Source organism: Streptomyces sp. NPDC056479, assembly GCF_042795335.1.
Lineage (GTDB): Bacteria > Actinomycetota > Actinomycetes > Streptomycetales > Streptomycetaceae > Streptomyces.
On sequence record NZ_JBHTRZ010000004.1, the window covers coordinates 671,374 to 686,678 of the forward strand.

At 70.6% G+C, this 15,305-nt stretch carries 13 protein-coding genes; 3 read left to right on the plus strand and 10 right to left on the minus strand.

All coding sequences use genetic code 11. The annotated features are described in order from the left end of the window. Window positions 1-48: 48 nt before the first annotated feature. From ACFQ6S_RS19530 to ACFQ6S_RS19550, 5 genes are all read right to left on the minus strand, one after another. Window positions 49-1,236, minus strand: a complete 1,188-nt coding sequence (locus ACFQ6S_RS19530; RefSeq protein ID WP_383410859.1) for a serine hydrolase domain-containing protein — start codon at window positions 1,234-1,236, stop codon at window positions 49-51. Between the two features lie 97 nt (window positions 1,237-1,333). Beyond that, the gene (locus tag ACFQ6S_RS19535) at window positions 1,334-3,124 is read right to left on the minus strand and encodes a TIGR03767 family metallophosphoesterase (RefSeq protein ID WP_383410862.1); all 1,791 of its coding nucleotides are present in this window, start codon (window positions 3,122-3,124) and stop codon (window positions 1,334-1,336) included. 232 nt (window positions 3,125-3,356) lie between these two features. Beyond that, window positions 3,357-4,307 carry a hypothetical protein gene (locus ACFQ6S_RS19540; protein ID WP_383410865.1) on the minus strand — a complete coding sequence of 317 codons (951 nt, stop codon included), beginning with the start codon at window positions 4,305-4,307 and terminating at the stop codon, window positions 3,357-3,359. Continuing rightward, the gene (locus ACFQ6S_RS19545) at window positions 4,304-4,696 is read right to left on the minus strand and encodes a hypothetical protein (RefSeq protein ID WP_383410868.1); all 393 of its coding nucleotides are present in this window, start codon (window positions 4,694-4,696) and stop codon (window positions 4,304-4,306) included. The genes ACFQ6S_RS19540 and ACFQ6S_RS19545 overlap by 4 nt, the downstream gene beginning before the upstream one ends. A 122-nt stretch (window positions 4,697-4,818) precedes the next feature. Beyond that, complete coding sequence (locus tag ACFQ6S_RS19550; protein WP_383410870.1) at window positions 4,819-5,286, minus strand: NUDIX hydrolase; 468 nt, start codon at window positions 5,284-5,286, stop codon at window positions 4,819-4,821. 196 nt (window positions 5,287-5,482) lie between these two features. Between ACFQ6S_RS19550 and ACFQ6S_RS19555 the strand changes: the two genes are divergently transcribed. Then, window positions 5,483-8,767: a S8 family serine peptidase gene (locus tag ACFQ6S_RS19555; protein WP_383410873.1), complete on the plus strand. Its 3,285-nt coding sequence runs from the start codon at window positions 5,483-5,485 to the stop codon at window positions 8,765-8,767. Between the two features lie 54 nt (window positions 8,768-8,821). Here ACFQ6S_RS19555 and ACFQ6S_RS19560 read toward each other — a convergent pair whose 3' ends face one another. Further along, complete coding sequence (locus ACFQ6S_RS19560) at window positions 8,822-9,544, minus strand: hypothetical protein (RefSeq protein ID WP_383410876.1); 723 nt, start codon at window positions 9,542-9,544, stop codon at window positions 8,822-8,824. 1 nt (window position 9,545) lies between these two features. Next, complete coding sequence (locus tag ACFQ6S_RS19565; RefSeq protein WP_383411308.1) at window positions 9,546-10,073, minus strand: RNA polymerase sigma factor; 528 nt, start codon at window positions 10,071-10,073, stop codon at window positions 9,546-9,548. A gap of 308 nt (window positions 10,074-10,381) precedes the next feature. Here ACFQ6S_RS19565 and ACFQ6S_RS19570 point away from each other — a divergent pair, with 308 nt between their 5' ends. Continuing rightward, window positions 10,382-11,398, plus strand: coding sequence for an aspartate-semialdehyde dehydrogenase (locus tag ACFQ6S_RS19570; protein ID WP_383410880.1), 1,017 nt, complete (start codon window positions 10,382-10,384; stop codon window positions 11,396-11,398). Between the two features lie 60 nt (window positions 11,399-11,458). Here ACFQ6S_RS19570 and ACFQ6S_RS19575 read toward each other — a convergent pair whose 3' ends face one another. The 3 genes from ACFQ6S_RS19575 to ACFQ6S_RS19585 are packed head-to-tail and all read right to left on the minus strand — an operon-like array spanning window position 11,459 to window position 12,556. Continuing rightward, a complete protein-coding gene (locus ACFQ6S_RS19575; RefSeq protein ID WP_383410883.1) occupies window positions 11,459-11,806 on the minus strand; it encodes a type II toxin-antitoxin system PemK/MazF family toxin in 348 nt (115 codons plus the stop codon). Next, a complete protein-coding gene (locus ACFQ6S_RS19580; protein WP_383410886.1) occupies window positions 11,793-12,023 on the minus strand; it encodes a ribbon-helix-helix domain-containing protein in 231 nt (76 codons plus the stop codon). Before ACFQ6S_RS19580 ends, ACFQ6S_RS19575 begins: the two co-directional genes overlap by 14 nt. A 59-nt stretch (window positions 12,024-12,082) precedes the next feature. Beyond that, window positions 12,083-12,556, minus strand: a complete 474-nt coding sequence (locus ACFQ6S_RS19585; protein ID WP_383410888.1) for a DUF1203 domain-containing protein — start codon at window positions 12,554-12,556, stop codon at window positions 12,083-12,085. A gap of 112 nt (window positions 12,557-12,668) precedes the next feature. Between ACFQ6S_RS19585 and pepN the strand changes: the two genes are divergently transcribed. Continuing rightward, window positions 12,669-15,245 (plus strand): aminopeptidase N, encoded by a 2,577-nt coding sequence (gene pepN / locus ACFQ6S_RS19590; RefSeq protein WP_383410891.1) that lies wholly within the window; start codon window positions 12,669-12,671, stop codon window positions 15,243-15,245. Window positions 15,246-15,305 lie beyond the last annotated feature (60 nt).

Sequence of the window (15,305 nt, forward strand, 5' to 3'; positions counted from 1 at the left end):
GAGAGGAGGGGCCGCCGGGGCCTTGTACCGGCGGCCCCTCCTCGTGGGTCAGGTGAGGTCGGGGCCGCGCGAGATCTTGCGCGCGGCCGACTTGCCCGTTTTGCAGAACTCCGCCTCGATCACCGCCGCCGTGTCCCCCGACCAGTCCCCGTTGAGGTTGAAGGCGAGGGAGTGGCGGCCGTCCTTGGTCGTGACCGCCTCGGAGATGGAGCCGTGGATGCCGCCGCCGTGGCCCCAGACGGTGACACCACAGGACAGCTCGGACTTCATCAGGCCGAGGCCATAGCCGTTGCGCTCGTCGACGGCGACGGTCGTGGTCATCTCGGCCAGTTGCTTGCGCGGCAGGAGCTTGCCGCGCAGCAGGGCCGTGTAGAAGCGGCCGAGGTCGGTGGAGTCGGAGATCATCTCGCCGGCCGAGTAGGCCAGGGACGGGTTGATCCTCGTGACGTCGTAGGTCGGGCCCGTCGCCGTCTCGGCCAGCTTGGAGTAGGCCCGGCTGCTCGGGCCCGGCACCGTGACGCGGGTGCCCGGGACGGACGTGCCGGTCAGGTGCAGGGGCTTGATGATGCGCTCGCGGACCTCGGCGCCGTAGGGGCGTCCGGTGGCCTTCTCGATCACCATGCCGGCCACGACGTAGTTGGTGTTGGAGTAGTTCCACGAGGTGCCGGGCGCGAAGTCCGGCTCGTGGGTCATGGCCAGGGCGACCAGTTCAGCGGGCTTCTTGGTGTCGTAGCGGTGCTCGAAGAAGCCGTCCTTCAGGAAATAGGTGCGGCCGAAGTCCTCGTCGGCCGTGTAGTTGAAGATGCCGCTGGTGTGGTTCAGGAGCTGGCGGAGGGTGACCCGGCTGCCGTCGTGGCCGTTGCCGCGCACCAGGCCCGGCAGCCACTTGTCCACGCTGTCGTCGAGCGACAGCCGGCCCTCGGCCTCGAGCTGGAGCAGCACGGTCGCGACGACGGTCTTGGTGATGCTGCCCACCCGGTAGCGGTCGTCGGCCGAACGCGGCTTCCCCGTCTTGACGTTGCCGACCCCTGCCGTCGCCGACCAGGTGCCGTGGCCGTCCCTCGCCGTCACCGTCACGCCGGGGACGCCCGCCTCGACCGCCGCCTCGGCGGCCTTCCGGGTCGCCTCGTGGCCGGTGCCCGCGGGCGCCGCCGCCAGCGCGGGGGCCGCGAGGGCCGCCGTCAGCGCCACCGCCGTCGCGGCCACGAGGACCGTGCGGGTCGTACGTACGCTCATGTCTCCCCCTTCTGCACGCTCTCGTCGAGCGTGGTCGCCGGGAGAGACCGGGCGTCGCCTGTGAAGGTTGACGCGGGATGGGGCAGTTGAGCGCGATTCAGCCCTTCTTCAGCACCAGCTCCGTGTTGCGGTCCTTGCGGTCCCCGCCCAGCTTGGTGCTCGCGCCGGGGGCGTTGAGGGACAGCTCGCGGTAGAGCGCGGCCAGGCCCGTCTGGGAGAGGTCGGTGAAGCTGGTGCGGTGCGGGGCCGAGGACTCGATCAGCGTGGTGAACAGCGAGATCGTGCCGTCCTTGTTGTCCACCACCTCGATGATCCGGGCGAGTTGGGGGAAGTCGACGTGGGAGGCGGTGGAGATCTCCCAGAAGGCGTGGCCGCCGGTGCCGGTGTGCGGGGTGACGACGTTCTTGTGGATGTGGCCGTTCACCCAGGCGAGGACGTTGCGGTGGCTGCCCAGCAGCTTCAGCACCTCGGCGCCGCCGACGCGCCGGTCGTTCGGGCGGGCCGGGTCGCGGCGCAGGTTGTCCATCGTCCCGCTGGTGTGATGGCTGAAGACGATCGCGTACGAGTCCTTGTTGTCGCGCAGCGTCTTGTCCAGCCACTTGAACTGGGCCGTCCCGATGGACCCTTCGTAGTGGCCGCCGGCGTCGGTGGTGTCCAGGCTGATGCCGATGACGTCGTCGGCGATCCGGAAGCTGTAGTACTGGGTGCCGGCGTCGAGGTTGGCCGTCGAGTAGCCGTGGCCGACCGGGCCGTGGCCGCGCAGGGCCGGGTCCAGGTGGGCCTGGACGTACTCCTTCGGCGTGAACGGGGCCCGGCTCTCGTCCGGCGTGACCGAGCGCATGGAGCGGGCGTGGGCCTTGAGGAAGTCCTTGAAGACGGTGCCCCTGGGGTCCTTGTCCTGCTTGAGGGAGTCCTGGAGCTTCTTGGCGTCGGCGGCGGAGACGTTCATCAGCTTCTTGCCGCCGACGGCCAGCTCGGTGAGGTAGGAGTCGCTGTGCGAGGCGTAGGTGCCGAGCGGCATCGCGTCGTGGTTGCCGACGGTCGAGTACCAGGGGATGTTCAGGCCGGGGCTGCGCATCTGGCGGATGGCGGCGGCCAGATAGCCCTCGATGTGCGGGAAGCCGAGCTGCTTGTCGGCGTCGCGGACGGTGTCGTCGGCCTGCCAGTACAGCTTCAGACCGCTGTTCTGGACGCCCTCGTAGTGCCGCGGGTCACCGGTGTTGGGGGTGACCCGGCCACCGCTCATCACCGTCAGGAACCACTCCAGCTCGGACTTGCAGTTGTTGTCCGTGTTGTCGCCGGTGGTCATGGCGAAGTGGAGCGGGGCGCCGGTGACGGGGGCGCCCCGCAGCGCGTTGATCCGCTCGACCAGCGCGACGGCGCCCGGCACGGTCAGCGCCTCCTGCGGGCGCCAGGCGTGCACGTCCGTGGAGCGCAGGTACTCCAGGCGCAGCGGGTGCTGGGCGTCGATCAGGTGCAGATCGGTGAGCTGTACGAAGGCGGCGAGCGCCGTGCGCCGGTTCTCGCGGCCCGACTTGGCGGCCGCCAGGTTCTCGCGGACGACCCGCTTCCAGCCGGGGCCGTCGGCGAGCCGGCGGTAGCCGGAGGTGCCCTGTGCGGTGGCGACGCTCGCGACGGTGGTGCCCCGGGTGTACGGGGCGAGCGCGACCGGCACCCTGCGGGAGGCGCCGACGGGCGCCTCAGCGGCGGCGTTGTCTGCGGCGGCGTTCGGCGCGCTGGCGGCGCCGTGAGTGGTGGCGGCCTCACTGTCCGTGGGCCGCAGGGCGTAACCGACGCCCGCGGAGAGGGTCACCGCACCGGTGGCGGCGAGCAGGGTACGGCGGTGGACCCCCAGCGCGGAGCTGGCGACAGAGCGTATGCGCGACATGGCGCGATCTCCCCGAGTGCGAACGCGTCGGCAGTGGTCACGGGCGGTCGCTGTCGCGAACAACCCGTTCACTGTGGATCGTTGGCACCGGGAATGACCTGCGCATGAACATGACGGCAACGGGCAGCGCCGATCACCGTACGTGGATCTTGGGCTACCTTCCGCGTCCACGACCGCTCCTCGAACGGCCGGGAGGTGGTTACTCCGCGTTCATCTTCCGGGGTAGGTGAAGCTACTCCTCGGGCTGAACGGAGGGCTGAACGGAGGGCTGGGCGGAGTCGGGGGAACCCGTCTCCGGCACGATCGCCACGAAGGTGTCCGTGGCCTCGCGGTAGACCGCGAGGGCCTCGGTCTCGACGGCCGGGCGGTACCAGGTGTTGACCTGATACGACTTGCCGGCCGCATTGAAGCCCAGCAGGCGGGCGTGCCACGGGACTCCGTTGAGCTGGAAGGTGTACTCCCAGACGACGGCCGGGTATTCACGGAACGTCGTCGCCTTCAGCTGGATCTTCCGGTAGCGCTCCCCCTGGGAGGCGTTGCGCTCCGAGGTCCGCCAGATCGCGAGCAGGTCCCCACGGTCGAGCGACGACTTGGCCACGAGTTCCTGGGTGCCGTCCGGAGACGTGTAGTGCACCTCGGCCCCCGTTTTCACATCCCTCCGCCAGCCGTCGGGCACGACCCAGGCGAACCCGCCGGACTCCTCGCGCGCCCCCTCCGGCAGCGTCGGCGACGGCGAAGCCCCGACGACTATCGGCAGAGGCGGCGCCGCACCGCCGCCCGAGGCCCATACCGAGACGCCGAGAACCGTGGCGACGACCAGGACCGCGGCAAGGACGAGTGCGCCGACCGGCCTGCGGCGCGCGGCCTCAGCCGGTGCGTACGCGACGCGTGGTTCGGTCCCTGTCAGGGCGATCGGCAGGTCGAGCGTGTAGTGATGCCCGGAGGCGGGAGGCTCCTCCCCCTGCGCCGGGGGCCGCTCGTTCGCGGCCGGCTCCGTCCCGTCGGCCTTCGCCAGGGCGCGCCGATCGCCCGGTCCCGCGGGATCGAAGTCGAGCAGCGCCGCCAGATACCTCCGCCACAACGGCAGGTCCCTGCGCCGCCCGTGCTCGATCAGCCGATCCCGCGCCTCGGGCCGGGCCTGGGTCAGCGAGGTCCGGTAGCGCTGCGCGAGGCGCCCGCTCACGATTCGAGCACCTCCGCACCGCCCGGCACGTCCGTGGGGCCCTGCCCCGTCGGCTCGGCCCGGCCTCCCGCGATCGCCGCCTGCAAGGGCCGCAGGTTGCCGAGCTGCCCCAGCAGGGCCGGCGCCGTGGCACCCACGGCGACTGCGGCGAGGCCGCCCGTGAGCTGCGGGGAGAAGATCCAACCCGCTCCGGCGCCGAGCGAGACGCGGGTGAGGGCCGCCAGCGCGTCGGACGGCGGGTCGACGTACTTGGCGAGCCTCGGCAGCCTGTCCCGCCGTCTGCTCCGGGACAGGGCCCGGTGCCGGGCCTCCTGCCAAGCCGCGATGCGCCCGTAGAGGACCATGATCTCCACGACGAGACCGCCCAAGGCGCCGTATGCGATGGACATCGACCAGCCCATGGCCGTCCCCCTCGGCGATGGCGACGCACGCGGCCGAACCCGCGCCGCGGGCTCAGCATCCCAGAAAGGGGCACCTTCCGGGAGAGAGTTGGCATAGCCGGGCAGACCAGTTACTCCTGGACATCCACCGGCCCGACGACCCGCCCCGCCGCCGGCCGCTCGCGCCACAGGGACAGCCCCTTGTCGACCATGGAGACACGGGTCAGCTCCGGCACCCGGTCCATCGGATGCCAGGCCGCCATGTCGGTGGAGCCGTTGGCCTCGTAGCGCAGTTCGCCGCCGGTGATCCGGGCCGCGTAGACGAGCCGTACGCCGTGGTGGTCGACGCTTCGCCCGAGGCGGCCCGGGACGAGGCGGCGGGAGGAGTCGACACCGAGCAGGCCGGTGGGTTCGACGAGATAGCCGGTCTCCTCCTCCACCTCCCGCACGACCGTGTCGTAGGGAACCTCGCCGTGCTCCATGCCGCCACCCGGCAGGACCCACTCGAAGCCGCCGCCGGGCGCCGGGGAACGGGCGAGGAGGAGCTGTCCGTCACGCACGCATATGGCGTAGGCCGCCACCCTCAACTTCTTCCGCACATACGGACATTAGCGCCTGCGGGTGGCTTGCCCTCCTTTGCGGCTGATATCCCCCGGCTTCGATAGCGGGTTTTCCCCACCCGTCCATTTCGATTCGGTCAACTCTTCCCAAACATCCTTCCCTTGCATAAAGCTGTGCGGTCGTCCGGGATCACATTCCGGACGACCGATGCTCCTTTACCTACAAGGGATGCCGATGATCAACAGCCCCCAGCGCGATCCGAAGCCGGGCGCGAGACGCGCGGCCTGCATAGCCGTGGCGGCCGGTCTCGTCGCGGCGCTGTCCGCGGCCGGGCCGATACCCATGGCCGTCGCCGCGGACCCCGCGCCCGCGGCGACGGACCCGAGCGTCAAGTCCGCCCATGACAAGCTCGGTTCGGACGACGCCGATCTGCTCGCCGAGGCCAAGGCCGGCGGCGACAAGAACGTCACGATGATGATCGCGACCGCGCCCGGCCAGACCGAGCAGGTCGCCGGGGAACTGGACGCGGTCGGCTCTGTGGGCCGTACCTACGACAAGCTGGGCTACGTCCGGGCGACCGTCCCCACCGGCAAGGCCGACAAGGCCATCGCCGCCGCCGCGAAGCTCTCCTCGGTGCACGGCATCGACCTGCGCGAGGAGATACCCCTGGACGACCCCGCCGTCGACACGAAGAAGTCGACGGCCACCGCGACCACGTACCCGGCCCCCGGCAAGCGGACCCCGGCCGAGAACCCGTACAACCCGTCCTTCGAGACGGGCGCCGTCGACTTCGTCGAGGACAACCCGAAGGCGGACGGCCGCGGCATCACCATCGGCATCCTCGACTCCGGCATCGACCTCGCCCACCCGGCGCTGCAGAAGACGACCACCGGCGAGCGGAAGATAGTCGACTGGGTCACCGCCACCGACCCGCTGCTCGACAGCGACCGCACCTGGCGCCCGATGGTGACCTCCGTCTCCGGACCCAGCTTCACCTACGGAGGCAAGACCTGGACCGCGCCGGCCGGTTCCTACCAGGTCAGCACCTTCCTGGAGTCGTACACCACGGGGGGCGACGCGGCGGGCGACGCCAACCGCGACGGCGACAAGACCGACTCCTGGGGCGTCCTCTACGACGCCGCGAACGGCACCGTCCGGGTCGACCTCAACAACAACTTCGACTTCGGTGACGACACCCCGATGAAGCCGTACAAGGACGGCTACCAGATCGGGTACTTCGGCACCGACGACCCGGCCACCGACGTCGCCGAGCGCCAGCCGTTCGTCGTGCAGATCCGCAAGGACGTGCCGATGGACCCGCTGGGCGGGGACTGGGTCGGCCAGAAGCGCGACTTCGTCAACATCGGCGTCATCGAGTCCGAGCACGGCACCCACGTCGCCGGCATCACCGCCGCGAACGGCCTGTTCGGCGGCAAGATGAACGGCGCGGCACCGGGCGCGAAGCTCGTGGCGTCCCGTGCCTGCACCTGGACCGGCGGCTGCACCAACGTCGCGCTCACCGAGGGCATGATCGACCTCGTCGTCAACCGTGGCGTCGACATCGTCAACATGTCCATAGGCGGTCTCCCGGCGCTGAACGACGGCAACAACGCGCGCGCCGAGCTCTACACGCGCCTCATCGACACCTACGGCGTCCAGCTGGTGATCTCGGCGGGCAACTCCGGCCCCGGCGCGAACACCATCGGCGACCCGGGCCTGGCGAGCAAGGTCATCTCGGTCGGCGCGACCATCTCCAAGGAGACCTGGGCCGCCAACTACGGCTCCGCCGTGGAGAAGAAGTACGCGATGATGCCCTTCTCCTCGCGCGGTCCGCGTGAGGACGGCGGCTTCACCCCGACGCTGTCCGCACCGGGCGCCTCGATCAACACCACCCAGACCTGGCTGCCGGGCGGCCCGGTCGCCGAGGCGGGCTACTCCCTGCCGGCCGGCTACTCGATGCTCCAGGGCACCTCGATGGCGTCCCCGCAGGCCGCGGGCGCGTCCGCGCTGCTGCTGAGCGCCGCCAAGGCCAAGGGCATCGACCTCACCCCGGCGAAGCTGCGCACCGCGCTGACCTCGACCGCCGACCACATCAAGGGTGTGCAGGCGTACGAGGAGGGTGCCGGCCTCATCAACATCGAGGACGCCTGGGACTCCATCCGTGACGGTGCCACCGCCCACGAGTACACGGTCAAGGCACCGGTCGACACCGCGATCGACCAGTTCCTGAAGACCCCGGGCTTCGGCACGGGCGTCTACGACCGCGAGGGCGGCCTGAAGGCCGGGCAGAAGAAGACGTACGACGTCACGATCACCCGTACGTCCGGCGCGGACAAGGCGATCCGGCACGAGCTGCACCTGGAGAACAACGCCGGGGACACCTTCCGCATCGTCGGCTCCGACGAGATCGGCCTGGGCCTGAACAAGCCGGTCACCGTCAAGATCGCCGCCAAGCCGGGCTCGGCGGGCATCAAGAGCGCGATCCTGGAGGTCGACGACCCGCGCACCGAGGGCATCGACAAGCAGGTCCTCAACACGGTCGTGGTCTCGGAGCCGCTGAAGTACAGCTACTCCGCGTCCGGTTCGGTGCAGCGCAACAGCACCAAGTCGTACTTCGTGACCGTCCCCGAGGGCGCGAAGTCGCTGGAGGTCGCGATCGGCGGGCTGAAGGACAAGAGCCAGACCCGGTTCATCGCCATCCACCCGTACGGCGTCCCGTCGGACAACACCGGCACCCCGTACTGCTACAACAACTACCTCGACGGCAACGGCTGCAAGCCGGACGTGCGTTCCTACGCCGACCCGCAGCCCGGCGTCTGGGAGATCGAGGTCGAGTCGCGCCGCACGTCGCCGCTGCTCGACAACCCCTACAAGCTGGACGTCACCGTCCTCGGCGCGGCCTTCGACCCGGAGACCGTGACCATCCCCGAGGCCAAGGTCGGCACCCCGACCGCCGCCTCCTGGAAGGTGACCAACCAGTACGCCGCGCTCGACGGCAAGCTGGCCGGCGGCCCGCTCGGCTCGTCGAAGACGGCGCGTCCGACCATCACCGAGGGCGTCACGCAGACCACCACGGTCGACGTTCCCGAGGGCGCCACGTCACTGGACGTCTCCATCGGCAACGTCTCCGACGCGGCCGCGGACCTCGACCTGGTCGTCTACGACGCGGCCGGCACCGAGGTCGGCAGCTCCGCCGACGGTGACTCGGAGGAGGCGGTCTCGGTCGCGAACCCGGCGGCCGGGAAGTACAGCGTCGAGGTGATCGGCTACTCGGTGCCGAGCGGCTCGACGGCCTACGACTACCTGGACGTGTTCTTCTCCGCCGCGCTCGGCACCGTCACGGTCGACGGGTCGCCGGTGAAGCTCGGCACGGGTCAGTCGGCCACGGTCTCCGGCAGCGTCACCGCGCTGGCGGCCGCGCCGGAGGGCCGTGAGTTCTTCGGCCAGGTCCAGCTGCTCAACGCGCGCGGCACGGTCGCGGGCGTGGGCAACGTGAAGATCGAGAAGGTCACTCCGTAGTCCGGAGTACGGCCATGGGGGCGGGCGTCCGTGCGGGCGCCCGCCCCTTGCCGTTCAGCAGCCGAGCTCCCGTGCCTCGGGCAGCGAGGCGGTGAGCCAGGCCCGTTCGGGGGCGATGTCCCCCTCGCCGACGGCCCAGAAGTCGGGCTCGCGGGCGCCCTGCGGGATACCGATCAGCACGGGGTCGCCCTTGCGGAGACCGGGCACGAGGTTCTGGTCGACGTCGAACGTCAGCTCCGGCTCGCCCTTGTCCGGCTTGTAGTAGCGGGTCAGCTGCAGGGTGACGCGCAGCGACTCCGTACCGGGGAGCCGCTCGACGGAGGTGGCCCGGCCTTCGGCCACCAGTCGCGAGCAGGCGAGGTAGTGCGGGCTGCCGAAGTCGGTGCCCGCGGATGCCTGCGCGGTGGCCGCCTGGTCCGCGCTGCTCGCCCCCGCGTCGGAATCGGCTCCGCCCCCGGCCTGCGTCAGCAGCCAGCCCATGCCCACCAGTACGGACCCGGCGGCGGCCACGGCGAGGGAGCCGAGGGCGACGGTGAAGATCGGGCGCCGGGCGCGGGCCGGCCGTCGTACGGGAGTCGGCTCGGGCACCGGTGGCGGTGGCTCGGCGAGCGCGTGCCCGATGATGCCGAGCTGCTCGCGCAGCAGGGCCAGATCGGCGGCCGCGGAGTCGTGCTCGGCCATGAAGGCGGCGTCCGCCCGGGCCTCGCCGGACAGCGGTTCACCGGTGATCGCGGCCATCAGCGCGTCTGCGCCGCGGCCCTGGTTCTCGGCGGTCACGTCACACCACCTCGTCCTCGTGCAGGCGGGCGCGCAGGGCGCGTACCGCCGTGTGCAGCCTGCTCTTGACCGTGCCCTCCGGGATACCGAGCTCCTCGGCGATGTCGCGTACCGGGAGATCGCCGTAGAAGCGCAGGACCAGGACCTGACGCTGGGCGTCGGGCAGTTCGTCCAGGCCCCGGGCGACGGCGAGGGAGAGCAGGCTGGTGTCCTCGCCGGAGGGGTGCTCCAACTGGCGCAGGGAGGCGAGCCGCTCGCCGAGCCGCTCCTGCCGCTTCTTGGCGCGGTGCCAGTCCATGGCGAGGTTGGAGGCGACGACCGCCGCCCACGCCGAGACGTCCCGCGGTGCCTCACGGCCGCTCGCGGCCCGCTCCAGCAGTCGTAGGCGGACCTGCTGTACCCCGTCCGGCAGGTCCGCCTGCGGCACCCCGCCCAGCGCGAGCACCGCCCGCACCCGACGCTCCTGGGCCGCGTCCAGGGGATCGGTGTGATCGTCCTCCTGGGCACGGCGGGCCTTTCTGCGCAGCACAAGCCACCCCCTCACCGCGTTTCCTCTACGACGCCGCAGCGCACGGAAACGTTCGCCCCGGCGGTCGCGAGTTTGCGCGAGGTGTACGTCACACCGCCGCGCGAGCGCAGCACAGCTTGCGGCACGAGCGCCCCGTGGGGCGAATTTATGCAGTTCAGCAGGGGTGCGGACGGGAGTTCCGGAACCGTCCGGCCGGTCGGGGTGTCCCTGTCCGGGGGTATGAAGCGCAAAGAATTGGACAGGCGGACCTGGGTCGGCCGCATGATGGAAAGGCCGCAGACATGCAAGAACGCGTAGAAGGAGTCGCCGTGAGGGTCGGAATCGTCGGAGCCACCGGTCAGGTCGGCACGGTCATGCGCAGGATCCTCAAGGAGCGCGACTTCCCGGTCACCGAGCTGCGGCTGTTCGCCTCGGCCCGTTCGGCGGGCTCGATCCTGGACGGCGTGACGGTGGAGGACGCGTCCACGGCCGACTACTCCGGCCTGGACATCGTGTTGTTCTCCGCGGGCGGCTCGACCTCGAAGGCGCTGGCGCCCAAGGTCGCCGCGCAGGGACCCGTGGTGATCGACAACTCCTCGGCCTGGCGCCGCGACCCCGAGGTGCCGCTGGTCGTCTCCGAGGTGAACCCGCACGCGATCGCCGACCGCCCCAAGGGCATCATCGCCAACCCGAACTGCACGACGATGGCCGCGATGCCGGTCCTGAAGCCGCTGCACGCCGAGGCCGGCCTCGAGGCGCTTGTCGTCGCCACCTACCAGGCGGTGTCGGGCTCCGGTCTGGCGGGCGTGGACGAGCTGTTCGAGCAGGTCAAGAAGGTCGGCGACGACGCGCCCAAGCTGACCCACGACGGCTCGGCGGCGGAGTTCCCCGCCCCGAACAAGTACGTCGCGCCGATCGCGTACAACGTCCTTCCGCTGGCCGGCTCCATCGTCGACGACGGTCTGAACGAGACCGACGAGGAGCAGAAGCTCCGCCACGAGTCCCGCAAGATCCTCGAGGTCCCGGAGCTGAAGGTCTCCGGCACCTGCGTACGCGTCCCGGTCTTCTCCGGCCACTCCCTCCAGGTCAACGCCCGCTTCGCCCGCCCGATCAGCGTGGAGCGCGCCAAGGAGCTGCTCGCCGGTGCCCCCGGCGTGGCCCTCGCCGAGGTCCCGACCCCGCTCCAGGCGGCCGGCCAGGACCCGTCCTTCGTGGGCCGCATCCGCCAGGACGAGACGGTCGAGCACGGCTTGGCCCTGTTCGTCTCCAACGACAACCTCCGCAAGGGCGCCGCGCTGAACGCGGTGCAGATCGCGGAGCTGGTGGCGGCCGAGCTGAAGGGCTGACGCCCGCAGGCACGACGAAGGGGCGCCCGCCGGTGGACGGTGGGCGCCCCTTCGTCGTGCTCAGAGGTCCAGATGCAGTCGAAGCGCGGCGTCGATCTGCGCCATGCGCTGACGGGTCACCGCCCCGAGGGGCCGCAGCAGCCGGTCCGGGGCCAGCGCACGGACCTGTTCGCACTGCACCTTGGAGTCCTTGAGGAGGCCGCCCTCCCCCGCCGGGAGCAACACCTGGAACGGAAAGACGCGCGAGGTGTTCGTGGTGAGGGGAACCAGCGTCACGACGCCCCGCCCGGTGCGCTCGGCCGCCGCGTTGGCACCGTCGTTGGAGACGATCACCGCCGGACGGGCCTTGTTGGCCTCACTGCCGCGCGCCGGCTCGTAGTCGACGAGGTAGACGTCACCGCGCTTCATCGGTCAGCCCGTCCCCCGAGAACTGGTCCCAGAACCCGGCGTCCTCGCTGCCGTCCCACTCGGCGAACGCCTCCGTGTACTCCTGCACCAGATGGGCCCGGCGCAGCAGCTCGATGGCGTCGTGGATCACCGCGGATCTGGACTCCGCCGATTTCCTGGCGACGTACTCGTCGACGAAGGCGACATCCTCCTGGGGCAGGCTCACACTGATCTTCATACCTCAAGGATAACAAGGGTATGACCAGCTTGCCTACCGTCAGTATTACCGTTCGGCCGCTAATCCTTGCGTACCTCATAGAGGAAGCACCCGTACTCCACGGCCCGCACATGGACCAGCGCCACCTCGGGGTCGGCGAACGCCTCCGCGAAGGCCTCCTCGAAGGCTCCCGGGTCCACGAGCCGCCCGCCGAGGATCCGTCCGTCGGCCGAGTACCGGCGGACCGTGCGGTGGGCGTTGGCGAAGGGCAGCGCCTCCCCGTCCGGGCCCCCGCACTCCTCGGCGTGGACGAACACCGGGCCCTGCTCGTCGTACGCCCCGGGATCGGCCCCGTTCTGCGCAGCCCACCGACGCAGCGGGGCGTACGAGACGAGCGCGATCCGCTCGCCGGGAGCGCTGCGGCGCAGGCAGCAGCGCAGGGGTGCCCCGCCCTCGTCGTCGGTCAGGGCGACCGTGCGGCGCCCCGCGTCGTCGGCGGAACGCAGCTCCTTCAGGACGGTCGGTTCGATGGCGCGTGCCAGCTGAGTCGTCATGCTCCCAGCCTCACGCGCACATGGGTCGGCCACCGGCGGTAAACGGACATCGCGCTGTGGACACGTCCCATGGAAGGATGACCGAACCCACACATATCGAGGAGATGACCGCGTGCCTGGCACAAACCTGACTCGCGAAGAGGCGCAGCAGCGGGCGAAGCTGCTGACCGTTGACTCGTACGAGATCGATCTCGACCTCTCCGGCGCGCAGGAGGGCGGCACCTACCGGTCCGTGACCACGGTGCGCTTCGACGTCGCGGAGAACGGCGCCGACTCCTTCATCGACCTCGTGGCACCGACCGTCCACGAGGTGACCCTCAACGGCGACCCGCTCGACGCGAGCGAGGTCTTCAAGGACTCCCGCATCGCCCTGCCGGGCCTGCTGGAGGGCCGCAACGTCCTGCGTGTCGTCGCCGACTGCGCGTACACCAACACCGGCGAAGGCCTGCACCGCTTCGTCGACCCGGTCGACCAGCAGGCGTACCTGTACACCCAGTTCGAGGTGCCCGACGCCCGCCGCGTCTTCGCGTCCTTCGAGCAGCCCGACCTGAAGGCCACCTTCCAGTTCACCGTGAAGGCGCCGGAGGGCTGGACGGTCATCTCCAACTCGCCCACCCCGGAACCCCAGGACAGCGTCTGGGCGTTCGAGCCGACGCCGCGCATCTCGACGTACATCACGGCGCTCATCGTCGGCCCGTACCACTCCGTGCACAGCGTGTACGAGAAGGACGGCCAGAGCGTCCCGCTGGGCATCTACTGCCGTCCGTCGCTGGCCGAATTCCTGGACTCGGACGCGATCTTCGAGGTGACCCGGCAGGGCTTCGACTGGTTCCAGGAGAAGTTCGACTACGCGTACCCGTTCAAGAAGTACGACCAGCTGTTCGTACCGGAGTTCAACGCGGGCGCGATGGAGAACGCGGGCGCGGTGACCATCCGCGATCAGTACGTGTTCCGCTCGAAGGTGACGGACGCGGCGTACCTGGGCCGGGCCGAGACCATCCTGCACGAGCTGGCCCACATGTGGTTCGGCGACCTGGTCACCATGGAGTGGTGGAACGACCTCTGGCTGAACGAGTCGTTCGCCACCTACACCTCCATCGCCTGCCAGGCGCACGCCCCGGGGACGCGCTGGCCGCACGCCTGGACGACGTTCGCCAACCAGATGAAGACGTGGGCGTACCGCCAGGACCAGCTGCCGTCCACGCACCCGATCATGGCGGAGATCCGCGACCTGGACGACGTCCTCGTCAACTTCGACGGCATCACCTACGCCAAGGGCGCCTCCGTCCTCAAGCAGCTCGTGTCGTACGTCGGCCAGGACGAGTTCTTCCAGGGCGTCCAGGCGTACTTCAAGCGGCACGCGTTCGGCAACACCCGCCTGTCCGACCTGCTGGGCGCGCTGGAGGAGACCTCCGGCCGCGACCTGAAGACCTGGTCGAAGCTGTGGCTGGAGACGGCGGGCATCAACATCCTGCGCCCCGAGATCGAGACGGACGCGTCCGGTGTGATCACGTCCTTCGCGATCCGCCAGGAGGCCCCGGCGCTGCCGGCCGGCGCGAAGGGCGAGCCGACGCTGCGTCCGCACCGTATCGCCGTCGGTCTGTACAACCTGGACGAAGCCTCCGGCAAGCTGCTGCGCGCCGAGCGCATCGAGCTCGACGTGGACGGCGAACTGACCGCCGTGGCACAGCTCGTGGGCGAGCGCCGCCCCGACGTGATCCTGCTCAACGACGACGACCTGTCGTACGCGAAGGTCCGTCTGGACGAGCAGTCGCTGGCGTTCGTGACCGAGCACCTCGGCGACTTCGACGCCTCCCTTCCGCGGGCCCTGTGCTGGGCCTCGTCCTGGGACATGACCCGCGACGCCGAGCTCGCCACCCGCGACTACCTCGCCCTGGTCCTCTCGGGCATCGGCAAGGAGTCCGACATCGGCGTCGTGCAGTCGCTGCAGCGCCAGGTGAAGCTGGCGATCGAGCTGTACGCCGCCCCGGCCACCCGCGAGGCCCTGCTGACCCGCTGGACGGACGCCACGCTGGCCCATCTGCGTGCGGCGGAGCCGGGCGGCGACCACCAGCTGGCGTGGGCGCGGGCGTTCGCGGCCGCGGCCCGCACCCCGGAGCAGCTCGATCTGCTGGAGGGACTGCTGGACGGCTCCCAGTCGATCGAGGGCCTGGCCGTCGACACGGAGCTGCGCTGGGCGTTCGTGCAGCGCCTCGCGGCGGTGGGCCGCTACGACGAGACCGAGATCGCGGGCGAGTACGAGCGGGACAAGACCGCGGCCGGCGAGCGTCACGCCGCCACGGCCCGCGCGGGGCGCCCGACCCCCGAGGCGAAGGAAGAGGCCTGGTCGTCGGTCATCGACTCCGACAAGCTGCCGAACGCCGTCCAGGAGGCGGTGATCGCCGGCTTCGTCCAGACCGACCAGCGCGAACTGCTCGCCGCCTACACCGACAGGTTCTTCGAGGTGGTCAAGGGCATCTGGGACGCCCGCTCCCACGAGATCGCCCAGCAGATCGCGGTCGGCCTCTACCCGGCGCTCCAGATCTCCGAGGACACGCTCCGCAAGACGGACGCCTGGCTGACCTCGGCGGAGCCGAACGCGGCGCTGCGACGCCTGGTCTCGGAGTCCCGTGCGGGCGTGGAGCGCGCGCTCAGGGCACAGGAGGCGGATGCGGCGGCGGGGCAGTAGCCGTCGTAGAACGTGAGTGACGGGGGCGCCCGGTGCTGCAGGCACCGGGCGCCCCCTTTC

Bases quoted from the DNA above. Each gene is read 5' to 3' on its own strand.
- ACFQ6S_RS19530 (WP_383410859.1), bottom strand. From the start codon at position 1,236: ATGAGCGTACGTACGACCCGCACGGTCCTCGTGGCCGCGACGGCGGTG.
- ACFQ6S_RS19575 (WP_383410883.1), bottom strand. From the start codon at position 11,806: ATGAAGCGCGGTGACGTCTACCTCGTCGACTACGAGCCGGCGCGCGGC.
- ACFQ6S_RS19585 (WP_383410888.1), bottom strand. From the start codon at position 12,556: ATGACGACTCAGCTGGCACGCGCCATCGAACCGACCGTCCTGAAGGAG.
- ACFQ6S_RS19555 (WP_383410873.1), top strand. From the start codon at position 5,483: ATGATCAACAGCCCCCAGCGCGATCCGAAGCCGGGCGCGAGACGCGCG.
- ACFQ6S_RS19580 (WP_383410886.1), bottom strand. From the start codon at position 12,023: ATGAAGATCAGTGTGAGCCTGCCCCAGGAGGATGTCGCCTTCGTCGAC.
- ACFQ6S_RS19535 (WP_383410862.1), bottom strand. From the start codon at position 3,124: ATGTCGCGCATACGCTCTGTCGCCAGCTCCGCGCTGGGGGTCCACCGC.
- ACFQ6S_RS19545 (WP_383410868.1), bottom strand. From the start codon at position 4,696: ATGTCCATCGCATACGGCGCCTTGGGCGGTCTCGTCGTGGAGATCATG.